Annotated in this window: 25 protein-coding genes; 8 read left to right on the top strand and 17 right to left on the bottom strand. The window is 48.4% G+C overall.

Translation table 11 applies throughout. From position 1 onward, the window contains the following. Window positions 1–156 precede the first annotated feature (156 nt). Together adk and XMD564_RS08310 are read left to right on the top strand one after the other, a co-directional pair. Complete coding sequence (gene adk, locus XMD564_RS08305) at window positions 157–810, top strand: adenylate kinase (protein WP_173482113.1); 654 nt, start codon at window positions 157–159, stop codon at window positions 808–810. Between the two features lie 226 nt (window positions 811–1036). Then, the gene (locus XMD564_RS08310) at window positions 1037–2812 is read left to right on the top strand and encodes an ATP-binding protein (RefSeq protein ID WP_173508129.1); all 1776 of its coding nucleotides are present in this window, start codon (window positions 1037–1039) and stop codon (window positions 2810–2812) included. Window positions 2813–2915: 103 nt separating this feature from the next. Here the strand turns inward: XMD564_RS08310 and ahpF are convergent, their stop codons facing one another. The 9 genes from ahpF to gloB all read right to left on the bottom strand — a co-directional run bounded on the left by ahpF (window position 2916) and on the right by gloB (window position 13557). Beyond that, complete coding sequence (ahpF, locus tag XMD564_RS08315; RefSeq protein WP_173494515.1) at window positions 2916–4463, bottom strand: alkyl hydroperoxide reductase subunit F; 1548 nt, start codon at window positions 4461–4463, stop codon at window positions 2916–2918. A gap of 83 nt (window positions 4464–4546) precedes the next feature. Beyond that, window positions 4547–5113: an alkyl hydroperoxide reductase subunit C gene (gene ahpC / locus XMD564_RS08320; protein WP_173482111.1), complete on the bottom strand. Its 567-nt coding sequence runs from the start codon at window positions 5111–5113 to the stop codon at window positions 4547–4549. Between the two features lie 115 nt (window positions 5114–5228). After that, on the bottom strand, window positions 5229–6824 hold the full coding sequence (locus tag XMD564_RS08325) for an ABC transporter ATP-binding protein (RefSeq protein WP_173482110.1): 1596 nt from the start codon (window positions 6822–6824) through the stop codon (window positions 5229–5231). Beyond that, window positions 6821–7846 (bottom strand): ABC transporter permease, encoded by a 1026-nt coding sequence (locus XMD564_RS08330; RefSeq protein WP_173508130.1) that lies wholly within the window; start codon window positions 7844–7846, stop codon window positions 6821–6823. Before XMD564_RS08330 ends, XMD564_RS08325 begins: the two co-directional genes overlap by 4 nt. 3 nt (window positions 7847–7849) lie before the next feature. Beyond that, window positions 7850–8941: a microcin C ABC transporter permease YejB gene (locus tag XMD564_RS08335; protein ID WP_173508131.1), complete on the bottom strand. Its 1092-nt coding sequence runs from the start codon at window positions 8939–8941 to the stop codon at window positions 7850–7852. Further along, entirely contained in the window at window positions 8941–10743 is a 1803-nt protein-coding gene (locus tag XMD564_RS08340) for an extracellular solute-binding protein (protein WP_371740268.1), read from the bottom strand. Before XMD564_RS08340 ends, XMD564_RS08335 begins: the two co-directional genes overlap by 1 nt. Before the next feature lie 69 nt (window positions 10744–10812). Then, window positions 10813–11061, bottom strand: a complete 249-nt coding sequence (locus XMD564_RS08345; RefSeq protein ID WP_173494512.1) for a hypothetical protein — start codon at window positions 11059–11061, stop codon at window positions 10813–10815. Next, window positions 11061–12662, bottom strand: coding sequence for a LysM peptidoglycan-binding domain-containing protein (locus XMD564_RS08350; RefSeq protein ID WP_173494511.1), 1602 nt, complete (start codon window positions 12660–12662; stop codon window positions 11061–11063). Before XMD564_RS08350 ends, XMD564_RS08345 begins: the two co-directional genes overlap by 1 nt. A gap of 121 nt (window positions 12663–12783) precedes the next feature. Further along, a complete protein-coding gene (gene gloB, locus XMD564_RS08355; protein ID WP_173508132.1) occupies window positions 12784–13557 on the bottom strand; it encodes a hydroxyacylglutathione hydrolase in 774 nt (257 codons plus the stop codon). Between the two features lie 79 nt (window positions 13558–13636). Between gloB and XMD564_RS08360 the strand changes: the two genes are divergently transcribed. Genes XMD564_RS08360 through dnaQ form a run of 3 tightly spaced genes read left to right on the top strand, consistent with a single transcriptional unit; the run spans window position 13637 to window position 15554 of the window. Then, entirely contained in the window at window positions 13637–14404 is a 768-nt protein-coding gene (locus XMD564_RS08360; protein WP_173482104.1) for a class I SAM-dependent methyltransferase, read from the top strand. After that, window positions 14401–14835 (top strand): ribonuclease HI, encoded by a 435-nt coding sequence (rnhA, locus tag XMD564_RS08365; RefSeq protein ID WP_173483475.1) that lies wholly within the window; start codon window positions 14401–14403, stop codon window positions 14833–14835. Before XMD564_RS08360 ends, rnhA begins: the two co-directional genes overlap by 4 nt. Continuing rightward, window positions 14835–15554, top strand: a complete 720-nt coding sequence (dnaQ, locus tag XMD564_RS08370; protein ID WP_173482102.1) for a DNA polymerase III subunit epsilon — start codon at window positions 14835–14837, stop codon at window positions 15552–15554. The genes rnhA and dnaQ overlap by 1 nt, the downstream gene beginning before the upstream one ends. Here the strand turns inward: dnaQ and XMD564_RS08375 are convergent. The 7 genes from XMD564_RS08375 to XMD564_RS08405 form a co-directional block, all read right to left on the bottom strand. Further along, the gene (locus XMD564_RS08375; protein WP_173508133.1) at window positions 15542–17161 is read right to left on the bottom strand and encodes a SufS family cysteine desulfurase; all 1620 of its coding nucleotides are present in this window, start codon (window positions 17159–17161) and stop codon (window positions 15542–15544) included. The two genes, dnaQ and XMD564_RS08375, sit on opposite strands and share 13 nt — an antisense overlap. Beyond that, window positions 17161–17535: a DUF2069 domain-containing protein gene (locus tag XMD564_RS08380; protein WP_173482100.1), complete on the bottom strand. Its 375-nt coding sequence runs from the start codon at window positions 17533–17535 to the stop codon at window positions 17161–17163. The genes XMD564_RS08375 and XMD564_RS08380 overlap by 1 nt, the downstream gene beginning before the upstream one ends. A 10-nt stretch (window positions 17536–17545) precedes the next feature. Next, window positions 17546–18124 carry an NAD(P)H:quinone oxidoreductase gene (gene wrbA / locus XMD564_RS08385; protein ID WP_173508134.1) on the bottom strand — a complete coding sequence of 193 codons (579 nt, stop codon included), beginning with the start codon at window positions 18122–18124 and terminating at the stop codon, window positions 17546–17548. Window position 18125: 1 nt separating this feature from the next. Beyond that, window positions 18126–18470 carry an arsenate reductase (glutaredoxin) gene (gene arsC, locus XMD564_RS08390; protein WP_173483478.1) on the bottom strand — a complete coding sequence of 115 codons (345 nt, stop codon included), beginning with the start codon at window positions 18468–18470 and terminating at the stop codon, window positions 18126–18128. Window positions 18471–18482: 12 nt separating this feature from the next. Further along, window positions 18483–20201 carry a proline--tRNA ligase gene (locus XMD564_RS08395; RefSeq protein WP_173494509.1) on the bottom strand — a complete coding sequence of 573 codons (1719 nt, stop codon included), beginning with the start codon at window positions 20199–20201 and terminating at the stop codon, window positions 18483–18485. 79 nt (window positions 20202–20280) lie between these two features. Continuing rightward, window positions 20281–20766, bottom strand: a complete 486-nt coding sequence (locus XMD564_RS08400) for a DUF523 domain-containing protein (protein WP_173482096.1) — start codon at window positions 20764–20766, stop codon at window positions 20281–20283. Between the two features lie 141 nt (window positions 20767–20907). Next, window positions 20908–21342: a MaoC family dehydratase gene (locus tag XMD564_RS08405; protein ID WP_173483480.1), complete on the bottom strand. Its 435-nt coding sequence runs from the start codon at window positions 21340–21342 to the stop codon at window positions 20908–20910. 146 nt (window positions 21343–21488) lie between these two features. Between XMD564_RS08405 and fabV the strand changes: the two genes are divergently transcribed. From fabV to XMD564_RS08420, 3 genes are all read left to right on the top strand, one after another. Beyond that, on the top strand, window positions 21489–22682 hold the full coding sequence (fabV, locus tag XMD564_RS08410) for an enoyl-ACP reductase FabV (protein WP_173482094.1): 1194 nt from the start codon (window positions 21489–21491) through the stop codon (window positions 22680–22682). A gap of 168 nt (window positions 22683–22850) precedes the next feature. Further along, window positions 22851–23936, top strand: coding sequence for a ferrochelatase (gene hemH, locus XMD564_RS08415; RefSeq protein WP_173482093.1), 1086 nt, complete (start codon window positions 22851–22853; stop codon window positions 23934–23936). A gap of 85 nt (window positions 23937–24021) precedes the next feature. Further along, the gene (locus XMD564_RS08420) at window positions 24022–24207 is read left to right on the top strand and encodes a hypothetical protein (RefSeq protein WP_173482092.1); all 186 of its coding nucleotides are present in this window, start codon (window positions 24022–24024) and stop codon (window positions 24205–24207) included. Between the two features lie 8 nt (window positions 24208–24215). Here XMD564_RS08420 and XMD564_RS08425 read toward each other — a convergent pair whose 3' ends face one another. Next, the gene (locus tag XMD564_RS08425; protein ID WP_173482091.1) at window positions 24216–24584 is read right to left on the bottom strand and encodes a hypothetical protein; all 369 of its coding nucleotides are present in this window, start codon (window positions 24582–24584) and stop codon (window positions 24216–24218) included. Window positions 24585–24627: the final 43 nt, after the last annotated feature.

A 24627-nucleotide genomic window follows, 5' to 3' on the forward strand; every position in this document is an offset into this window, starting at 1 on the left:
TTCCCTTGAGCGCACTTTAAACAGCTTTATAAAGTGCTAAAGGTGACACCGCACGGCTATGGTCGAATTGTGTAATAGCCACACCTAAATTAATGTCAGCGGTAAGAATTTTAATGCTGCGCCCAGGCGCAGCGTATTTTTTTAAGGAGAAAATTAATGCGAATGATACTTCTCGGTGCACCAGGTGCCGGTAAGGGTACTCAGGCTCAGTACATCACTGAGAAATACGGTATCCCACAGATCTCTACTGGGGACATGCTACGTGCAGCCGTAAAAGCGGGTACGCCTCTAGGTGTTGAAGCCAAGAAGGTTATGGACGCAGGTGGTCTGGTATCAGACGACATCATCATCGGCCTAGTTAAAGAGCGCATTGCAGAATCAGATTGTGCTAACGGTTTCCTATTCGACGGCTTCCCGCGCACTATTCCTCAAGCAGATGCTCTGAAAGAAGCTGGCGTTGCTCTAGATGCAGTCGTTGAAATTGACGTCGCAGATGAAGAGATCATCAAGCGTATGTCGGGTCGTCGTGTACACCCTGGTTCAGGTCGTACTTATCACGTCGTATTTAACCCACCTAAAACAGAGGGTAAAGATGACGTAACAGGTGAAGACCTTGTACAGCGTGAAGATGACCAAGAAGAGACAGTTCGCGCTCGCCTAAACGTTTACCATGATCAGACTAAACCTCTAATCGGTTATTACCGTGGTTGGGCTGATGAAGATGCTGCAACTGCGCCAAAATACGTATACGTAGAGGGCGTGGGTAGCGTTGACCAGATCCGTGATCGAGTATTCGAAGGCCTAGCTTGATATCAGAGCTACGGTAAATTAAACCGCACTTATTAGTGCGGTTTTTTTATGCCTACAGGGGGTTTTATTCTCATTCTAAAAGTCTCTTTAAAGGCAGCATTCGACCCAAAGCAGGCATTTCAACGCATCATCACTCTAAGAATAATTCCTGTTTGTCACTTTTGGGTCTATAGTTACAAGAGAGGTTGTCACTATTTTAGAACCCTTAAAGAGTTTAGATAGGTCGTTGAATTTGCAAAATATCGAGAAAAAGAGAGCCACTAATCGTCAGGGAGCAGCCCTGTCGGTTATATTGATCTTCTCCTGTATCGTCTATTTTATTTATGCATGGTTGTTTGATCTAACCTACGGGTTATATATGGCAGCTTGGCCAATAATTGGATACGCGACATCCTTTATTCTCTACACAAAAGATAAGGGTGTTCTCGCCACAACATTGAATCTGAGCACGTTATCGCTTGCCGTCACAATTGCCGCTAATTATGTTGACCCTGCTGTTAACCTCACAAACCTGTTGATATTGATCGTCGTGCTCTCGTTTTATCTGCTCGACATATCGAAAAACAGGCTTCAAATTATCTTCTTAAATGGATTGGTCCTCTTGTCGGTCAGTCTAACGCTTGGATCTGATTATGACCTTTTTGGAATCAGTATTGGTGACAGAGGGTTAGAGGGAAAAATTGGTAATCTCATCACGCTATCAACCGTTGTTGTCGGTATTGGCTACATGTCATTCAGATTTGTATCTGAACTGAAGGAGAAAGAATATTTCCTCGAAAATAAGGCGAGTGTTGAAGTCAAGCTGAGGCAGGATGTCGAGGAACATGTCGTTGAGCTTGCTAGAGAAAGGTTAAAAGCAGATTCTGCCAACAGGGCTAAGAGTGAATTCCTGGCAAATATGTCACATGAAATTCGCACACCGCTCAATGGGATATTTGGCTCACTTCAGGTGGTCGGGGCGCACCCTGAAGACCGAGAGACTGTGGTTCGTTACACCAATGTTGCAATGCAGAGCTATCACTCGGTGCTGGGGATTGTTAACGATATTCTGGATATCTCTAAAATCAACGAAGGCAAGGTGAGCCTCTATCCGGAGCCCGCTCGTCTGTGCGACACGGTAGGTATGGTATCGTCCGAACAGGCTGCTCAGGCTCATAATAAGGGCATCAAGTTAGAGACTCACTGCTCCGCACATGCGCGCGAGGGGAACCGTTTAATCGATACGACCCGCTTTAGCCAGATATTGCGAAACATTTTATCCAACGCGGTTAAATTCACTGATAAGGGCACAGTCTCTCTGTCGGTAGACATTGGTAACCAAAACAGTGAAGTTATCATCGTAATCGAAGATACCGGGGTAGGCATTCCTGCTGACAAGCTCGAAACAGTGTTTGAGGCATTCGAGCAGGCCGAGGCGAGTCGTACGACTGAACGAGGAGGCACGGGGCTCGGTTTGGCAATCACTAAACGACTTGTTGAGTTGATGGATGGCACCATAAAGGTCGATTCGACACTTGGCGAGGGAACACGATTCACTGTGAAGCTCACACTACCTGCCACTCAGCAACCTACAGCCGACCAGGAGCAGGGTGAGACTATCACCGAAATAAAACCGGCACGTATTCTCTTAGTTGAAGATGTGACGACTAACCGCCTTATTTTTAACGCCCTTCTCAAAACCTATCCGTTTGAGATTATTGAAGCTATAAACGGTGAGATCGGGGTAGAGAAAGCGTTAAATGAAGAGTTCGATCTGGTGTTTATGGATATCCAGATGCCGGTGATGGATGGTCTGGGGGCCTTGAGTGCTTTGAAGGCCGCGAACTACGACAAACCCGTAATCGCATGTACTGCCAATGTTATGAAAGAGGATATCGAACAATATCTTGCAGCGGGCTTCGACTCTGTTATCGGTAAGCCCTATCTGAAAGAAGATTTGATCAGCAATATTCAATCAGCGGTGACGCGCGACTCCCTACCTAAGTACATCAAACGGACTTAATCGGCCCAGAGACGCTGAGTACTTAAATGACTCCTAAGTGCCGTTAAGAGACAAAAAAGGAGAGCATTAAACTCTCCTTTTTTTATTTGCTAGCCTCTTCGACTTAGTTTCGAATCAGGTGATCAAAGGCGGATAGAGAGGCTGTAGCACCGGCACCCATCGAGATGATGATCTGTTTGTAAGGCACGGTGGTTGCATCACCCGCTGCGAATACGCCTGGTACATTGGTAGCACCGCGATCATCGATCTGGATCTCACCAAATTTGGTTAGCTCAACGGCACTCTCTTTTAACCACTCAGTATTTGGCACTAAGCCGATCTGAACAAATACACCTTCTAGCTCAACGCTGTGAGATTCGCCAGAGGTGCGGTCGGTATAGATCAAGCCGTTAACCTTACCATTCGCTCCAGTGATCTCTGTGGTTTGCGCGTTCTTGATAATGGTGACATTAGAGAGCGAGTTTGCTTTGTCTTGCAACACTTGGTCTGCACGAAGTGTGTCACCAAATTCTAAAACGGTTACTTCACTGACCACACCGGCAAGATCGATAGCTGCTTCGATGCCTGAGTTGCCGCCACCAATAACAGCTACGCGCTTACCTTTAAACAGTGGGCCATCACAGTGTGGACAGTAGGCAACGCCTTTGCCTTTGTATTCCGCTTCACCTGGGACACCCATCTCACGCCAGCGGGCGCCCGTCGCCATAATAATGGTTTTCGACTGTAGGTTTGCACCGCTCTCTAAGTTCAGTTGATGTAGGCCATCGGCTTCAGAGAGGCCCGCTGCGCGTTGCGCCGTGATGATATCTACGTTGTACTCTTTAACGTGCTGTTCCATGTTAGAGACCAGTTTTGGTCCCTCTGTGTAGGGAACTGAGATTAGGTTCTCAATGCCCATGGTGTCTTGAACCTGACCACCAAATCGCTCGGCGACTAAACCGGTGCGAATCCCTTTGCGAGCTGCATAGATAGCAGCGGCTGCACCTGCAGGACCGCCACCTACAACGAGTACATCGTATGGGTCGCGTTCCGATAACGCTTCTGCTTCGCGCTCAGCACCGGCAGTATCAAGCTTCGCTAGAATCTCTTTGAGCTCAGTACGCCCTTGGGTAAATAGTTCACCGTTCAGGAATACAGCGGGTACGGCCATCACCTCACGCTCTTCTACTTCAGATTGGTAGAGTGCGCCATCGATCATCGTGCTGGTGATGTTTGGATTTAGGCGTGCCATCAGGTTTAGAGCTTGCACCAAATCCGGACAGTTTTGACAAGAGAGCGAGATGTAAGTTTCAAAATGGAACTCACCCTCAAGGCTCTTAATCTGACTCTGAACCTCTTCAGGCTCTTTGCTTGGGTGTCCACCGGCTTGAAGAAGAGCAAGAATCAGAGTTGTAAATTCGTGACCCATTGGAATACCGGAGAACACAACACGTGGTTCAGCATCGGCTTCACCAAGAATGGCCATGCTTGGCACTCGGTGATGATCCCAATCAGTTAGCGTAATTTTGTCGCTACGCTCAGCGAGCGTTGTCGCGAGCTCTCTAAGTTCGTTACCTTTTGCTGAGTCGTCAGCAGCTAACTTAAGCTCAATCGGTTGTTTGATGTAGCTAAGGTACTGGTCCAACTGTTGGACAATATTTGGCTCTAGCATGATGACCTCATGAATAAAAAATAACTAAGCTTTAGAGAGAAACGAGGCTGCGAGTGCAGCCTCGGGAAAGGACTTAGGTCCGATTAGATCTTACCAACAAGATCCAAAGATGGTGCTAGAGTCTCAGCGCCTTCTTTCCATTTAGCAGGACATACTTCGCCTGGGTGAGCAGCAACGTACTGTGCAGCTTTGATCTTGCGAAGAAGTTCTGATGCGTCACGGCCTACAGAACCAGAGTTGATCTCAACGATCTGAATTTTACCTTCTGGATCGATAACGAAAGTACCGCGCTCAGCAAGACCTGCTTCCTCGATCATTACGTCGAAGTTGCGAGAGATCTGGCCAGTTGGATCGCCGATCATTGGGTAAGTGATTTTACCGATCGTCTCAGAAGAGTCGTGCCATGCTTTGTGAGTGAAGTGAGTATCAGTTGATACTGCGTAGATCTCAACACCGATCTTCTGGAACTCAGCGTAGCTGTCTGCAAGGTCACCTAGCTCTGTTGGGCAGATGAACGTGAAATCTGCTGGGTAGAAGAAAACAACAGACCACTTACCTTTAAGGTCAGCTTCTGAAACTTCTACGAATTCGCCAGCGTGGAATGCTGTTGCGTTAAATGGTTTAACTTCCTGGTTAATGTAAGCAGACATTCTGTCTTCTCCTTGGTTGGTTAAATTGTCATGTTTCAAGAATGCGACGAATCTTAAAGTTCGCCGACAAAAAGGTAAAATTAATTGTAACTAATGATGTTATTAATAAATGCTATCAGGCAGTCTCTTTTTCAAGGGCTGATGCAGAAATTAATTCGCGGGTGTAATCCGTCGAAGGGGCATTAAAAATAGCCTCTGCAGTGCCAGATTCAACCACTTTGCCACCTTTCATCACCATAACGCGGTGACTTAACGCTTTTATGACAGCGAGATCGTGGCTAATAAAAAGATAGCTTAGTTTATATTGGCGTTGCAGGGATTGAAGTAGATCAATGACCTGTTTTTGAACCGTTCTGTCGAGGGCAGAGGTCGGCTCATCTAACACGATTAATTTAGGCTTTAATACCAGTGCTCGCGCGATGGCGATTCGTTGTCGCTGGCCACCTGAGAACTCATGCGGGTAGCGATGTCTAGATTCTGGATCTAGCTGCACATCCAGAAGGGCTTGAATGACAGCGGCTTCTCTCTGTTCAGGTGAGAAACTCTGTTGTACTTCCAGCCCCTCACTAATGATCTCTGCCACAGTCATTCTCGGGCTGAGGCTACCGAAGGGATCTTGGAAAACGATCTGGGCAACACGGCGATGAGGTCGCATCTCCTTTTGGTTGAGCGAATCAACACGTCTGCCATCTAGCCATATCTCACCTTCGCTTTTGGTCAGTTTCAGAAGGGCAAAGGCCAGGGTTGATTTACCTGACCCTGATTCACCGACAATACCCAATGTCTCGCCCTTTTTGATCTGCAGATCGATGCCGTCAACCGCTTTAATGTGATCATAAACGCGTTTTAGAAGGCCCTGAGTTTTAGGAAACCAGACTCGAATGTTTTTAGCTTCTAACAAGGTGTTAGCGTCTGCTTCAACAGCAGCGAGGTCGCGCACAGGTTCTGCATTGAGCAGTGTGTTTGTGTAGGGGTGGTTGGGTGCATTAAACAGTGTAAGAGTATCTCCCTGCTCAACGACCTTTCCCTGTTGCATGACGAGAATTCGATCGGCGTAACGCTGCACAACATTCAGATCGTGAGTGATGATCAGTATGGCCATTCCCAATTTTTGTTGCAGTGCCATCAGCAGATCTAATATCTGCTTCTGTATCGTGACATCCAACGCAGTGGTGGGTTCGTCGGCAATTAGAATCTCGGGTTCGTTGGCTAATGCCATCGCAATCATGACACGCTGGCGCTGACCGCCTGATAGCTCGTGGGGGTAACTTTTCAAACGGGATTCAGGTGATGGGATACCCACCAGCTCTAGAAGCTCTATCACTCGTGTACGGGCCTTAGAGCCCGATAATCCCTTATGCAGTTTAAGCGATTCAGCTATCTGTTTCTCGATGCTATGAAGCGGATTAAGAGAGGTCATCGGCTCCTGAAAAATGTAGCTGATTCGGTGGCCTCTTATTGATCGAAGTTCGGCTTCTGTTGCGTCCTGAAGATCTTTCCCCTGGAAAACGATCGAGTCTGCTTGTATCTCTGTCTGCTCAGGCAGCAGTTTCAATAGCGACAGGGCTGAGACCGATTTGCCTGAACCCGATTCGCCAACAATCGCCAGTGTTTCACCTGCGTGTAGAGAAAAACTTAGATTCTCTACAGCTGCTTCAGGCTGATCAGGAAATCGAATCGATAAATGTTTTACGTCTAGAATCGGTTTCATCGGCTCTGTTTCCTGGGATCAAACGCGTCACGAACACCTTCACCAATAAAGATCAGTAACGTCAGCATGATAGAGAGTGATAAGAAAGCGGTCACACCTAACCAAGGTGCATGAAGATTCTCTTTGCCCTGTGCCACAAGTTCACCTAAGGATGGCGAACCGGGTGGTAGGCCAAAGCCAAGAAAGTCGAGCGCGGTTAATGTCACCAGTGCACCATTAAAGATGAAGGGCATAAACGTCAGAGTCGCAACCATAGCATTGGGAAGGACATGCTTAAACATGATGACTGAGTTCGGTTGCCCTAGAGCCCTTGCTGCTCTGACATACTCTAGGTTGCGTGCACGCAAGAATTCAGCGCGCACCACATCCACCAAATTCATCCATGAGAAGAGCAACATAATCCCTAGCAACCACCAGAAATTAGGCTCCACTAGGCTGGCTAGAATGATCAATAGGAAGAGAACCGGTAGACCGGACCAGATCTCAATAAAACGCTGCATAAACAGATCGACCTTGCCTCCGTAATACCCCTGTAAAGCACCCGCCACAACGCCAATCACCGAGCTTGCAAGGGTCAGGACCGTGGCAAACAGTATCGAGATACGAAAACCGTAGATCAATCTTGCCGCGACATCACGCCCCTGGTCATCAGTGCCTAACCAGTTGTCGGTAGTAGGCGGTGAGGGGGCCGGTTGGTCTAAGTTAAAGTTGATTGTGTCGTAGCTGAACGGGATAACGGGCCACCATAGAGTGCCGTTTTGCTCCTCAATCAGTTCAGTAATATAGGGATCTCGGTAGTCGACCGGTGCATCAAAGTCACCGCCAAAATCGGTCTCTGTATAGTTTTCCATTAACGGATAAAACAGCCCTTGATCCGTTTTGATTAGGATCGGTTTGTCATTCGCGATCAACTCGGCAAAGAGTGACAGGGTAAACAACAACATAAAGATCCAAAAGGAGTAGTAGGCTCGTCGGTTGCTTTTAAACTGAGCAATGCGTCGCTGAGTAATGGGTGATGCCATCGTTTAACCCTCTCGACTCTCAAAGTCGATACGAGGATCGACAAGGGTATAGGTGATGTCTGATACCAGCTTTAATAGAAGCCCCACTAGGGTGAAGATGTAGAGCGTACCGAAAATAACAGGGTAATCACGGTTGATAACCGCCTCATAGCCAAGCAGCCCTAAACCATCCAGCGAGAAGATCACCTCAATCAACATCGATCCTGTGAAGAAAATACCAATCAATGCAGCAGGCATACCCGCTATGATCAGTAGCATGGCATTTCGGAATACATGGCCGTAAAGAACCTGATGCTCGGTTAAACCCTTAGCCCGAGCGGTCAGTGCATACTGCTTATGGATCTCATCAAGGAAGGTGTTTTTAGTCAGCATGGTCAGCGTTGCGAAGCTGGAAATAACGGACGCTAGGATTGGTAGAGCAAGGTGCCAGAAGTAATCCCCGATTTTTTCGATCGGAGTCATCTCTTCAAATCCGGGTGAGGTTAAGCCACGCAACGGAAACCACTCAAAGTAGGTGCCGCCGGCAAATAGCACGATCAGTAAAATAGCAAACAAGAAGTTTGGGATCGCGTAGCCAACAATGATGATGCTGGAACTCCAGATATCAAAAGGGGAGCCATCTCGAACCGCTTTTCGAATGCCTAAAGGAATGGAGACTAGGTAGGTGATCAGTGTGGTCCATAGCCCAAGTGAGATCGAGACAGGCATCTTTTCGACAATCAGATCAACCACCGGTTTATCACTGAAAAAACTACGGCCAAAATCGAAGGTTAGATAGTCTGTCAGCATCTTAAAAAACCGCTCATGGGCCGGCTTGTCAAAGCCATAGAGTTGTTCGATCTCAGCAACCAGTGCGGGATCCATGCCTTGGGCACCCCGATATTTTGATTCGCCGCCTTGTGCATCGGCGCTGATATCTGAACGCTCTCCTGAACCAATACGACTGGTCGCATCAACCGAAAAACCCTGTAGGTGAGCTAGAGCTTGTTCAACCGGTCCACCAGGCGCCAGTTGAATGATTAGGAAGTTCAACAGCAAGATACCGAACAGCGTCGGTATCATGAGCAGTAATCGTCGAACAATGTACGCTGCCATTATGGCTTAGCCCACCAGGTATCCAGTCCAATGGTGTAGGTGGGGCGAATCGCAGGAAACTCAAATTTATCCCAGTAGGCGACACGGTGTGAGTCGATGTGGAACTGAGGCACCACAAAATGGTTCCACTGCAATACTCGATCCAGTGCTCGAGCACGCAGCACAAGCTGCTCACGATCCGGAGCTTGAATCAGAAGCTCCACTAACTGATCAATCGCGGGATCTTTGATGCCGATTAGATTTCTGCTACCGGGTTGATCGGCGGCTTCCGATCCCCAAAATTCGCGCTGCTCATTGCCTGGTGAGCTGCTCTGTCCAAAGCTGCCGACGATCATGTCGAAGTCAGTTGAACGAAGACGATTAATATACTGGGATACATCAACGATGCGGATGCTGACCTGCATCCCCAGTTTCTCTAGATTTTGAATAAAGGGTGCAACGACGCGTTCAAAATCCTTTTGCACCAGTAGTATTTCGAAATTGAATGAATCTCCGGCATCATTAACCAATTTGCCATCTTTTAGTGTCCAGCCAGCCTCTTTTAAAAGTTTAAGTGCTGTGCGAAGTTGAGTTCGGTTGCGCCCATCCCCTTTGGTGGTTGGCGCTTGGTAAACGGTTGTAAACACCTCATCCGGAATCTGGCCTCTGAACGGCTCTAAAATGGCCAACTCTTTTTCACTGGGTAGTTCAGTGGCGGCCATCTCTGAATTAGAGAAGAAACTGTGACTGCGAGTGTATGCGCTGTAAAACAGGTTGGCATTGGTCCACTCAAAATCGAAGCCGTGTGCGATGGCTGATCGAACACGAGGATCACTGAACTTGTCGAGGCGCGTATTCATGATAAAGGCTTGCATACCAGCCGGGTTGGCATCAGCAATCAGCTCCTTCTTAATACGACCCTCATCAAATGCCGGGCCCGTATAGCTGGTCGCCCAGTTTTTAGAGGAGTTCTCCTCTCTAAAGTCATACTCTTCAGCTTTGAATGCCTCCAGTGCGACGGTGCTGTCACGGTAGTAATCAAACTGCATGGCATCAAAGTTGTAGCGACCGCGGTTAACCGGAAGGTCGGTTCCCCAATAATCTGGGTTGCGCTTGTAGGTAATGGTTCTACCCGCTTCAAAAGAGTCTACAACGTAGGGCCCTGAACCCAAGATAGGGTCCAGCGAAGGCTTGGTGAAGTCTCGTTCTTTCCAATAGTTCGCAGAGAGAATAGGGACCTCGCCAATGATCAATGGCAATTCGCGGTTCTCTTCACTGCCAAACTCAAAACGGACAGTATGGTCTGTAATAGCGGTGATTGAACGGATGTCGCGGTAGTAAGCTTTGTAGAAGGGTGAGCCCTGTTCACGCAATAGTCTGAAGGTCTCGATGACATCGATTGCTGTCACAGGGGTACCATCGCTGAAACGTGCCTGCTTACGAAGATCAAACTCAACCCAGGCTCTGGATTCAGGCATACGGACCGCTTCGGCTAGTAAGCCGTACTGAGTGAAGGGTTCGTCGTAAGAGCGAGCCATCAGGGTGTCAAAGGTTAATCCGGTACCATCCGCTGCTGTGCCTTTGATAATAAAAGGGTTAAAGCTATCAAAAGTGCCGTTGGCGGCCTGTTTAAAAACTCCGCCTTTAGGTGCTTCTGGGTTAACGTACTCAAAATGACTAAACCCTGCATCGTATTTCAGGTCGCCGTGCATCGCGATCCCGTGCGAAGACTCGACACTGGCATGAGCCGTCAGTGCAACGGCGAATGAGAGAATGGCGCCTATTTTTTTTATGGAATTTTTTTGAATAGAACCCAAAGCCACGGAAACCTCCAACGAAACAGTTTATAAAACTATACGTTAGAAATAGGGTGCTAGGGTTAAAAATTCAACTTATTTTGTTGAATTGAGTGACTCAGCAAGCTTTTCCAGTTGCTGATGACGTTCGCCACGAGGCGTCTCTTGGCTTTTAAGCTGCTGATCCAACTCCATCAGCTTAGTCAGCTTGATTTGATCGCCCATCGAGAGACTGCGAATGAGGTCTTGATCAACCCATTCGCGGATGCGTTTCATCACAACTACTTTGAAGAACACAGCTAGAACCACCGAGATTACGATGATTGCAATGCCTAAAGTATCCATTAGCCCTGCTCAGGTTGTTTAACGCGAAGGGGTTGGCCTGGCATCAATAGGGTATCGATGCTGATGTCGTTCCATTTAAGCAGTTGCTGAACACTGATGTTGTGGCGCTGCGCAATGACGCTGAGGTTATCACCCTTGCGGACCAAGTACTGTGCAGTTGAAGAGGCTTGAGCATCGGCTTTGAAAATCGCTAAACGCTCACCAATTTTAAGCGTCTTAGAGGTGCCAAAGTTGTTCCAGCGAGCGATCGACTTGTGATCAACGCCGTAGATTTTCGCAATTTTCCAGAGCGAATCACCGGATTTAACCGTGTGAAGAATCTTTTTACTGCCTGCGGGTGCGCTCTTGCGGATACTGGCGGTGCGACGTTGCGTATCACTCAAGCGGTACTGGCTGGCATCAACCAGCGCTGATGGGATCAATAGAGATTGGCCAACGCGAATCAGAGAACTTTTCAAATCATTCGAGGTCTGAATGGTCGAAATGTTTGTGTTAAAGCGCTTAGCGATGACCGATAAGCTATCGCCAGGCTTAACTTCGTAACGAGCCCAGTTGATTCTGTCTGAAGGGGCGAGTGATGCTAGTTCGGTTTTAAAGCGCGCCGCGTTATCAACCGGAACCAATAGCTGGTGCGGGCCTTCTGGGTCCGTAGCCCATTGTGAAAATCCCGCGTTGAGCCTGTAGATCTCATCCAGTTCCACTCCGCTCAACTCAGCAGCGCGTGACAGATCAATCTGCCCCCCAGTATCGACGATTTCAAAATAGGGTTTGTCTGCAAGAGGTGCTAAAGCAAGACCATGCTTCTCGGGGTTTTTGAACACCTCAGAGATCGCTAGAATTTTAGGGACGTAGTGGCGAGTCTCACGCGGCAGTTTTAGATTCCAAAAATCGGTTGGCTTGCCGGCTTTTTTATTGCGTTTAACTGCACGACCTACGGTTCCCTCACCGGCGTTGTAAGCGGCCATGGCCAACAACCAATCCCCATCGAGGTAGTCGTGCAGATACTCTAGGTAGTTCAATGCCGCATGCGTTGATGCAACAATGTCGCGTCGACCGTCGTACCACCAGTTACGTTTAAGACCGAAATGATCGCCGGTTGCTGGCATGAACTGCCATGCTCCAGACGCTTTAGCCGGTGATTTGGCAAATGGGTCGTAAGAGGACTCTACTGCTGGTATTAGAGCGATCTCTGCCGGCATGCCACGTTTGATCACTTCATGCAGTACAAAGTGGTAGTAACGAGAGGCGCGGCCTGTTAAGCGGTTCAAATATTTGTCGTGCTCAACATACCAATCGATATGCTGTTGAACGACCTTTTTGTCCAGGTTGTGGTTGAGTCGCATGTTGTTGCGGGTTATTTCCCACAAGTCTGCTTTCTTTGGATCTTTCTCAAGTTCTAGAAGTACCGATTTAATCGGGGCTTCATCCCACTCTGGCTTCACTTTGGGTTCGGTACGCTGAACAAGAACAGGCTCGCTCTCAAGCACCTGGACAGGCTCGGTTGGACTCTGCTGTGCGCTCTGTTGTGTCGCGACGGTCTGACAGCCTGCGAGTGTGATCGCAAGGGCGCCAACCATCAGTGTCGATTTCAACTTTGCCATAGTGCCTTTCTGGACATTTATACCGAAAATTTAAAGCCGCAATTCTACCTGTGAGGGGCTATTGGGTCAATTTCATTAATTTTCTGTTAAGGAATAAAAAGTCCACTTCATAGATCACTATTTAGAAGCTGTTCTTCCATTCTCGCAGTGCCGCCAAGGTCTCGACTCCAGCAGAGAGTGTTTGGTTAGAATAGTGGCTGGCGCTTTGAATCAATGCCGCTTCACGCGTTCGCATGTAGGGGTTTATCTGGCGTTCTAATCCGATGCTGCTTGGCAGTGTCGGTCTGTTATCGGATCTTAGCTGTTCGCATCGAGTGATCGCTTGGTCGATGTCACTATTTTCTGGGTCAGCGGCTTTGGCAAAGGCCAGGTTGGCTAGAGAGTACTCATGCGTACAGTAGACCTCGGTCGCATCCGGTAGGCTTGCAAAGTAGTCCATTGCTTGTTGCATCTGATCTGCACTTCCCTCAAACAGGCGACCGCAGCCAGCTAAAAACAGTGTATCGCCACAGAACAGCTGTGGTGTATCGCCGTTAACTAAGTAGGCGATATGATCCAGAGTGTGTGCAGGGACAGCTTTGATACATAGAGACGCCCCAAACAGCTCAATGGAGTCTCCGTCAGATAGAGGGTGTGTTACACCAGGAAACTTTGACTCAGATGAGCCGTAAACAGGCACTGAGTATCGCGCATTCAAGGCGTCAACACCGCCAGTATGATCTCGGTGGTGATGGGTGACTAGGATAGCAGCCAATGTTTTGTTGGATTGAGTCAGATGCTGTTCAACCACATCCGCATCACCTGGATCGACAACGGCAATGGATGAGTCATCAGGTGATTCGATGACCCAGATATAGTTATCGTCAAATGCGGGTAATGGGGTTAGCTTAAACATCCTGAACTCCGAAGCTGAAATTTCCTCTCAGGTTACCTAGAATAGAGATCAATGAGAACCTACTTTGAAGGTGAAAACGATGAGTAGTGTGACTGATTTGAACGCAGTCAGCGAACTGCAGGCCTGGTATGACTCAGAGTTGGGTCAGCAGTTTTTGGCACAAGAGCGCCAAATGATCGAGCGTGCATTGCTCTCCGTGCAGGGCAGTCGTCTATTACAGGTTACTTTGGACGGTCGTCAGTGGCTCTGTGATACAGCCAGAGCTCAGCACGCTGTATTGGTTGCTCCTAGAGTTGAGCTAGGGATGGAAGAACGAACCCTAATTGCAACGCCAGAAGAGCTGCCCGTGCAGTCGGCGGTCATTGATATTTTGGTATTGCACCATGCTCATGAGTTTTCTGCGGATCCACACCAAGTTATTCGTGAAGCGGCCCGTATCCTTCGCCCTGGTGGTCATCTGATTTTGTTGGGTTTTAATCCGACCTCCTGGTTAGGGTTGCACTCACAGTTTAAGAGAAATCAGGGCGCCCCTTGGCGTGCCCAATTTATCTCGCAACACCGTTTAGGCGATTGGTTTAAGTTGCTGCAGCTCTCATCCTTAGGTGGGGACTCTAAAGAGTTCAACTACCCTCTGGAGAGTAACCAGTGGCGGCAACGGATCAGGCCTGTGGCCAAGGTGATTAAGGCGTTGCCGTTTAAATCCGGCAATCTATTCACAATAACAGCAAGAAAAGATGTAGCGGGTCTCACACCACTGCAACCGCAGTGGAATCGTCGTCTACTTGGCAAGTTACAAGTGATAGAATCTAAAGCAACAAGTGCTGGTGTAAGGCGAAATAAGAGTTGAAAGTAGTCACGATATATACCGACGGGGCCTGTAAAGGTAATCCTGGGCCTGGTGGTTGGGGTGCGCTATTAAGTTATGGCGGTGCTGAGAAAGAGATGTGGGGTGGGGAGCATGAAACCACCAATAATCGCATGGAGATCATGGCGGCTATCGAATCGCTAGAGTGTTTAAAACGACCCTCTAAGGTAATTCTCTACACAGATTCGGAATACCTGCGCAAAGGGATCACAGAGTGGATCCACGGCTGGATGAAGCGAAATTGGAAAAACTCCCAGGGCAAGCCGGTTAAAAATGCCGAGCTTTGGCAGCGACTTCATCAGGCGACACAACAACATGACATTGAGTGGCGATGGGTTAAGGGCCATAGTGGTGATCCAGGTAATGAACGAGCCGATCAGTTGGCTAATCGCGGATATGAGGAACAGCTCTAATGAGTCGTCAAATTGTACTCGATACTGAAACCACCGGTCTTGAGCCCGAAGAGGGTCACAACATCATCGAGATCGGTTGTGTGGAGATGGTGGCACGCCGCTTAACCGGTAACAACTACCATCAATACATTCTGCCCGATCGTGAGGTTGATGCTGAGGCGATGCAGGTCCACGGCATTACCAATGAATTTTTGGCAGACAAGCCTAAGTTCAATGTTGTGATGCACGAATTCATTGAATACGTGCGTGGTGCCGAACTGATCATCCATAACGCGTCGTTCGATGTCGGCTTCATTAATAAGGAGTTTGAGCGCAACGGGATTAAAGAGCGCATCGAAGAGTTCTGTACGATTACCGACAGCTTAGCCTTAGCGCGTAAAAAACACCCTGGTCAGAAGAACAACCTAGATGCTCTCTGTCGTCGGTACTTTATAGATAACTCGCACCGTGAATTGCACGGCGCCTTGCTCGACTCTGAAATCCTAGCCGATGTCTATTTGGCGATTACGGGTGGTCAAACCGCCTTGAGTCTATCGGTGGATGGGCAAGATGAAGAGGGTGGTGGACAGCGAATCAGACGCCTTACTCCTGAACAGGTTTCTGGTCTTAAAGTGTTGAAAGCGAGTGAAGATGACCTCACTGAGCACGAACGTTTTTTGGATATGCTGGATAAGAAATCAGACGGCGCTGTGTGGCGAAACCTTTCTCAGGAGTCATGAGACTCTAGCCATTCAATCAAACGTTGAATGGCGTTGCCACGCGTGCGACTCAACTGCCTTTCCAAGCCAAGGTCCGTTAGGTAAGTCTTGATCTGTTCGACAGTGGATCCCTGATCAATCTGGTGCTTAAAAAGCTGAATCAGAGCAGTAATCTGACGGCTCTCTGAGCACCCATCGAACTGAATAAAACCCTTTTCACTACTCAGTTTTAGCCAAGTCTGACTGGCACAACCTGTGACGAGATTTTCTGGTCGCTTTAGGCTTGGGTCTATTGAGACTGATCCCAAACTCATCAGTGCATTCAGTCGTGTTGGCCAATCTTTCGCTTGCTCAACCTGTTCTATCCAAAGCTTTGCTGAATCGCTATTCGATGTCTCATCACTCGTCACTGGTTGATGGCTACAGAGTGAACGCAAAAGGGCGATACAAGTGTCTAGCTCTTCAATTGTGTTATAAAACGCTAAAGAGATGCGCACAGAAGAGTGCAATCCAAATGACTGCATGAGCGGTTGCGCGCAGTGGCTACCGGCACGAACAGCGATGCCCTGTGCATCGAGTTGAGCGGCTATGTCGTCGGCATTGATCGTCTCATGATAGAAACTCACAATGGGTAAGCTGAACTCTCCAGCAGGGAGTATTTTAATCCCCTCTATGGATTTGAGTCCCTGCAAGAGGTGACTGGTCAGTTGCTGCTCGTGCTCTTCTATCTCTGCACGGTCTAGATTGTTTAGGTACTCAGCGGCAGCTGCCAATCCAATGGCGCCGGCAATATCGGGCGTGCCCGCTTCAAAGCGCAGCGGCGCCTCGGCATACTGGGTCTCAGTTAAGCTGACCGACTCAATCATCTCGCCGCCAACTTGCCAAGGGGGCATCGCATTAAGCAGAGCCTCTTTCCCGTAAAGAACCCCAATACCGGTCGGACCAAACATCTTGTGACCCGAAAACGCATAAAAATCAGCGTCAAGATCCTGCATGTCCAAGACCAGGTGCGGTGCCGCTTGAGCCCCATCGATCAGAGTCGTTAGGCCCTCTCTCTTGGCCAGTTTTACCATCTCTTTAATGGGGTAGACGGTGCCTAGGACATTGGAGGCGTGGGGTAGTGCCACCAGTTTTGGATTGAGTTTAAGGTAGCTTTGGTACTGATCTGAATTGAGTTCACCTGACGCTGTCAGTTCGATGACGTCTAAGTGGGCGCCAACCTGCTGCGCTAATCGCTGAAACGGAAGAATCGCAGCGTGATGAGCAGAGATAGCGATAACAATGCGATCACCTGCCTTGAGAATGGGTCTTAGGTAACTCTCGGCGACGAGATTGAGACCTTCGGTTGCACCTCGAGTCCAGACAATTTCATTGGGTTTAGCATTAATGAACTGTGCTAATTGACCTCGAGCCTGTTCAAAGTGTGCGGTTGCTAGGCTGCTCAGGTGGTAAGCCGCACGGTGAACATTGGCATTCTCTTTCCGATAAAACTGAGTTATTGCATCGATCACTTCGCGCGGTTTTTGAGTGGTAGCCCCGTTATCGAAGTAGATCAGGGGTTTCCCATCAACTCGTGTATTGAGGATAGGAAAGCTCGAACGTATTCGTCGCAGGGTTTGGCTGTCCATCAGTGACTGGTTTGCTCACGCAGCCAGCGACTCTGCCAGCGTGTATACATCATCGCAGCGGTAAACAGAGTCGAAATCAACAACACTTCAATCACACCATAGAGGGCTAAATGGGGTTGGATAGCCGTCAGTACACTGCCCAAGAAATAGAGCAGCAATACGAAGCAGAGCCAAGCGTGAGGACGCGGTGTGCCCTTTAATATAGCGGGTGTAAAACCGATCAGTGGCAGTAAGTGAACCAGCCAAATCACCCAAGGGTTATCTCCAGAACTCGGTGCTAACCATAAGAAACGTAGAGTGTAGAAGATTAAAAGGGCGATAAAGCTGACACGGGTAATTAAACCACTGATTGACGCTTTGCGTTGTAGAGACATGTTAACTCCTTTAACGACTGCTCAAACGCTGCGCTAGGGTACCTAAACGTTTACCCTGAGCGACGGCAATTCTCTGTTCGTCTTGTGATAGGCGGTGACTGTTTTGCGATACCTGACTGGCACCGTAAGGTGTGCCACCACGGGTGGTTGAGTGCAGTTCAGCAACATTATAGGGAACACCGACTAACAGCATTCCTTGATGGATCAAAGGCAGAGCCATAGAGAGCAGCGTACTCTCTTGACCGCCATGCAGTGAGCTGGATGAGGTGAACAGTGTTGCCGGTTTATCGATCAGCGAGCCAGACAGCCACTCTGACGTGGTCGTCTCGATAAATGCGCTTAACGCACTGGCCATATGACCAAACCGGGTTGGACTTCCTAATGCTAGGCCTGAGCACTCTCTTAAATCGTCCTGTGTGACATAGAGTGTCCCTTCACTATCTGCGAGGTTAGACGTTTCTGCATCCGGAACGGTTCTTATTTGAGCGTTAATACCAGATTGTTCAATGCCCAGTGCGATCGATTCAGCCAGCGCACGGGTCGCGCCATGACGACTGTAGAATAGAACCAGTACGTACGGCGCAGACATATTACAGAATCTCTAATACTTGCTCAGGAGGGCGGCCAATGCGCGCCTTGTCACCGTTGATCACAACGGGACGCTCCATCAGTTTTGGGTACTCAACCATAGCGGCAATCAATGCATCAGCTGAGGACTCTTTAGTCAGACCGGCCAACTTGAACTCATCCTCTTTGGTGCGGACTAAGTCGATAGGTGTGACACCCAGTGCAGCGATCAGTTGGCGCAGCTCATCGGCGGATAGAGGCTCTTTTAAATATTCACGAACGGTGAGTTCAGCACCTTGCTCTTCAACCAGTGCCAAAGTTTGACGTGATTTAGAACAGCGAGGGTTGTGAAGAATAGTGATGCTCATTGAAATAGTTCCTTATTGGCCCAGTTTCGCGATCAGCGCGTCCACGGCATTATCCAGTGGAAGATCAGAGGCTTTAGCGTCACGACGGCCTTTGTACTCAAGTTGGCCGGCTGCAATACCGCGGTCAGAGATCACCAGGCGGTGTGGAATGCCTGTTAGCTCCATGTCAGCAAATTTAACCCCTGGGCGCTCTTTTCGGTCGTCTAGTAGTACATCAACACCTTTTGCCTTCAGTTCTGAGTAGAGTTTGTCCGATAGCGCTTTTACGTCATCAGATTTATCGTAGTTCAGTGGTACTAGAGCAACGGTGAAAGGTGCTAGAGATTCTGGCCAGATGATGCCGTTCTCATCGTGATTCTGCTCAATGGCAGCTGCAACGACACGAGTAACACCGATACCGTAACAACCCATGGTCATTGGCACCGCTTTGCCGTTTTCATCCAATACCGTTGCATTCATCGCTTCGGAGTACTTCAAGCCCAACTGGAAAATGTGTCCCACTTCGATACCGCGACGAATGTTCAGCGTACCTTTGCCGTCTGGACTTGGATCGCCAACCTGCACGTTGCGAAGGTCTGCAACGCGTGGGGTTGGAAGATCACGCTCCCAGTTAATTCCGAAATAGTGTTTACCATCGATGTTAGCACCGGCACCAAAGTCCGACGCGCACGCCACTGCACGATCAATAACGATTGGCATAGGAAGGTTGACTGGACCAAGGGAGCCTGGACCAGCGCCCACAATCGCGCGAATCTCTTCTTCAGTCGCCATAGTCAGAGGAGAGGCAACTTCAGGCTGCTTCTCGGCCTTAATCTCATTTAACTCATGGTCGCCACGAACCAGAAGGGCAACTATGTCTGAATCAACCTCATCTGACGCTTTGACCATTAAGGTTTTAATCGTCTTCTCGATCGGTAGGTTGTGCTGTTCAACGAGCGCGGCAATGGTTTTAGCATCAGGCGTGTCAACCAAACGCATCTCTTCTGTAGGTGCATCCGGAGCGGCTTTAGGTGCGATTGCTTCCGCCATTTCAACATTGGCTGCGTAATCGCTGCTGTCAGAGAAGGCGATATCATCTTCACCAGAAGCGGCAAGAACGTGAAACTCATGAGAGCCGGTACCCCCAATAGAACCGTTATCGGCAATGACTGGACGGTAATCTAGGTTAAGGCGGTCGAAGATGCGAACGTAAGCATCAAAGTAGTCGTCGTAGGTCTTCTGTAGTGACTCTTGGTTGATGTGGAAGGAGTAGCCATCCTTCATAACAAATTCACGTGAGCGCATTACACCGAAACGCGGACGAATCTCATCACGGAATTTGGTTTGAATTTGGTAAAAGTTAGCCGGTAGCTGTTTGTAACTCTTAAGCTGGTTGCGAACCAGATCGGTAATCACCTCTTCGTGAGTCGGTCCAACACAGAAATCACGCTGGTGACGATCTTTCAAACGGAGCAGTTCAGGTCCGTACTGTTCCCAGCGGCCTGACTCTTGCCACAATTCAGCCGGCTGAATCGCAGGCATCAGTAGCTCCTGAGCACCCGAAGCATCGAGCTCTTCGCGAATGATCTTTTCAACCTTGCGCAGTGTTTTAAGACCCATCGGTAGCCAGGTGTATAGGCCTGATGCCAGTTTGCGGATGAGGCCCGCACGAAGCATTAACTGATGACTGATAACCTCTGCATCAGCAGGAGTCTCTTTGACGGTCGCAATAAGAAATTGACTAGCACGCATGGTGAAATTGTTTCCAGCTCAAATAAAAAGAGCCCATAGTTTAAGGATGGGCTCTTTCGGCTACAAGTTTTAAAAACAATTATGCGGTTTCAGATACTAAATCTAGCTCTTCTAACATCGCTTCTAAGCGATCAATTTCCGTCTCATTAAAGACTGGGATGCCAGACTCAATGACCTCTTGCGCTGCAATACCAGCGCCAGACGCCTCTTTACCACTGAAGGCAGCGCCTGAGATGTCGCGATTACCACAGGCTGGGCTATCTGCTTTCATCAAAGCCGCAACGCACCCCTCTCGCTTTGCCAGTTCTGCTGTGAGCTCGGCGCCAAGAACAAACTGCGGAGTAACGTCTTCGCCTTCATCTGTGATGACTTCAACCGGAATACGACGAGCAATAGTGGCGTAGGGGCGAGGGACAGTGAGACCACCGGCGACCTCGGGACAGATCCTAACGAGGCGATCTTCGTTTTGTAGCCTCTCTAGCAGGGGGTGATTAATGAGGTTGTGACGTCCATCGTATCGAACGTTTTCGCCCAAAAGACAGGCGCTGATAAGCACTTTATTCATAAATGTGTGACCGTGTTTTTTTATTATTGTGTCGTAGATGTCGCTGTACGACGATTTAGTGGTTGGCGATCATACAGAAGTGGAAAGGGGAAGTCAGCCTGTGAGTCTCAATCAATGGTCTTACACAGGCTGTTAGGCTGTTTAAGCCTCTGGACGGGCGTCCACCATAAAGGTTGCTTCACCCGTTGCGATTACCTTGTCGCCAACATAAACGTTGGTGTCACAAAGGACACGACGACGGCGTTCATTGATCTCTTTAACGGTGATTTCTGCTCTCGCTGTTTGCCCGATAAAAAGGGGTGCCTTGAACTTAATCTGCTGATCAACATAGATCGCTCCAGGTCCAGGAAGTTTCGTACCGGCCACAGTAGAGATTAATGCCGCACTTAGCATGCCGTGGGCAATGCGCTGGCCGAATGGAGTTGTCGCCGCATACTCTTCGTTGATGTGTACAGGATTGGTGTCACCCGAAATGCCTGCAAAGCCATAGACATCTGCCTCAGAAATGGTCTTTGCAAAACTGTCGCTCATACCAACTTCAAGGTCTTCTAAGTAGTAGCCGTGTAAATTATCCATAAATCATCCTAAACAGTGTGGAATTGGGTTTTTGCAACAGGTTACTCACTTTTTCATGGGGTGCAAGAGAGGTTTCAAGATTCCCCAGTGGGGATAAATCAGGTATCTTTGCGTTACGTTATATTGAATGGACTAAACTTTATACCATGATCATTAAACCAAAAATTCGCGGTTTCATCTGCACAACAACTCACCCAACAGGCTGTGAAGCAAACGTTCGCGAGCAAATTGCGAAGACTCAAGCGCAAGGAACGATTGATGGTCCTAAGCGTGTACTTATTGTAGGTGCATCATCGGGTTATGGTTTGAGTTCACGTATAACAGCAGCCTTTGGTGCGGGTGCTTCTACCATTGGTGTCTTCTTTGAAAAAGAGGGAACCGAGAAGAAACCAGGTACCGCGGGTTGGTATAACTCGGCGAGTTTTGAAAAGCTGGCCCACGAAGCAGGGCTTTACGCTAAATCGATTAACGGCGACGCTTTCTCTCATGAAGCGAAAGCGAAAACCATTGAGATGATCAAAGAGGACTTAGGTCAAATTGATCTTGTGGTCTATTCGCTGGCGTCTCCTGTTCGTAAAATGCCAGACTCTGGTGAGGTGATTCGTTCTGCCTTGAAGCCGATCGGTGAGGTCTACCGTTCAACAGCGATCGATACTAACAAAGATGTCATCATCGAAGCGGAAGTCGAACCAGCCAATCAAGAAGAGATCGACGCAACCGTCAAAGTGATGGGCGGTCAGGATTGGGAGCTTTGGATCGAAGCTCTGGATGAAGCAGGAGTTTTGGCTGACGGTGCTAAAACCGTTGCTTACAGCTACATTGGTACCGATATCACTTGGCCGATCTACTGGCACGGTACCCTTGGTAAAGCGAAGCAGGATTTGGATCGTGCTGCCTCTGAATTGAATGCGCGCTTGTCGAAAAAGGGTGGTCAAGCAAACGTAGGGGTTCTTAAGTCCGTTGTGACACAGGCCTCGTCTGCTATTCCTGTGATGCCACTCTATCTAGCTATGGTGTTCAAAATCATGCGTGCTGAAGGTGTTCATGAAGGGTGCCAAGAGCAGATTGACCGACTATTCCGCACCGGTCTCTACGGTGACAGCTGCGAAATGGACGAAGGCAACCGCTTCCGTCTAGATGATTGGGAGCTTCGTGACAGTATTCAAACGGCGTGTAAAGCCCTATGGCCAGATGTCACTTCTGAAAATCTGTTTGAATTGACCGATTACCAACTCTACAAAGATGAGTTCTTGAAGCTGTTCGGCTTCGGTATTGACGGTGTTGATTACGACGCTGAAGTGGATACTTTGGTTCCGTTCAAGCCACTCGAATTGTCTTAATACAAGTCAACTCAAAAAAAACCGGCTATGTGCCGGTTTTTTATTGTCAGTTGCTACAGGTGATCGTAAAGCCCATAGAGTGCGTATGGATTTTTCTGATTTCAGTCTTGGTGCACTCACATAAGATTGGCTACACTGTCACCATCAAACATTTAGAGCGTTTTTTAGATGAAATACAAAGGCTTTCCAAAATTTTCTCATAGCCAGAAAGATAAAATCGGCGTCCTTGTGACCAATCTGGGTACACCGGATGCACCGACTCCCAAAGCGCTTAAACGCTACCTTAAGGAGTTTCTTTGGGATCCTCGTGTCGTGGAAGTTCCGCGTCCAATTTGGTGGATGGTTCTCAATCTTATCATCTTAAATATACGCCCGAAGCGTTCTGCTGAAGCCTACTCAACCGTGTGGACGGACGAAGGCTCACCGCTTCTTACTCATACTAAAAATCAGACAGAAGCTATCCGTAACCATTTTGAATCGCTGTATGGCGATCGCGTCGTGGTTGATTTTGCGATGCGTTATGGCAATCCATCGATTGAATCAGTGCTAGATCGCATGCAAGAAGCGGGTGTTCGAAAGTTAGTAGTGTTGCCACTCTATCCGCAATACAGCGCTTCAACGACCGCTTCTACCTTTGATGCGGTAGCGAGTGATTTTCAAAAACGCCGTCTGATTCCAGATTTCCGTTTTATTCAGCAGTACGCTGATGAACCTGCTTACATTGAGGCGGTAGCAGAGAAGATCCAAGCTCATTGGGCTGAGCATGGGCGAGCGGATAAACTCATTCTCTCTTATCATGGTGTACCAAAACGATACCTTTTAAATGGCGATCCGTACCACTGTCAGTGTCATAAAACGACACGACTGATTGCCGATCGTTTGGGGTTAGAAGAGGGGGAGTACATGACCTGCTTCCAGTCTCGATTTGGTCGCGAAGAGTGGTTGAAGCCATATACTGATGAGACGCTTAAATCCCTACCTGGCCAGGGTGTGAAATCTGTTCAGGTGGTCTGCCCTGGGTTTTCGTCTGATTGTCTTGAGACCATTGAAGAGATCGGTGAAGAGAACCGCGAATATTTCGAAGAGGCGGGTGGTGAGCGTTATGAATACATTGAAGCGCTAAACTCTGATGCATCACACATTAACATGCTGTGTGGATTGATTGATCGTGAACTTCAAGGGTGGATCTCCAAACCTGAAGATGATTATCAATTACGAGCATCCGAAGCCAAAGCTAAAGGCGCGGAACAGTAGAGTTTGTTCTGCGCTAAAAAGCACTTTGCCTAGTGAATACTTTAGGCCACAATAGAATCTAATCTATTGGATCAGGAGGTCTGTGATGTCTGCTACGAAACCGCACCCTAAATTTCTTGAAGCGATGAGTCAGTTGTCACAGATGGACGAAGATGAGCGATTATCAGAGGCGAACAAAGAGCTGTTTGATCAAGCGATCAAGTACGCCCCACTCGATATTCAGCCTCAATTGATTGCGATTCAGAAAAAGTACGAAACCCCACTGCACTGATTGCTCGTTTATTGATCACTCCAATGCGACAGCTGGGACTTTAACCTCTCAATTTTAGCTTCAGCTCGATCCTCTCTAATTTTCGGTGGCGTATCAGTTGTGCGTCGCCCACCGTAAGACTGAACGGTCACTTGCCCATGTTTGACCTCGCTGGCGCGTTTAACACTGTTAGCGCGTCGATCAAAAGGTGAAGTACGACGTTCGGGGCCTTCATAGGCATCATGAATCGCCTGTCGCCACCAGTCATAAGCCGCATCATAAGAGACCAGTAGTTCGCTGGCGCGCTCTCCAGAGGGGAATTCCCAAAAGTAACGTATCTTTCCTTCTACAAGGTCACGAATAAGATAAGCGTCTTTGAGCTGGTTGAGCAGTGTCATGTTTAGTCCGTTAAATGGATTGTCTGGAATCTTTTCATAAGAG

The sequence above is a fragment of the Marinobacterium sp. xm-d-564 genome, assembly GCF_013283345.1.
GTDB lineage: Bacteria > Pseudomonadota > Gammaproteobacteria > Pseudomonadales > Balneatricaceae > Marinobacterium_E.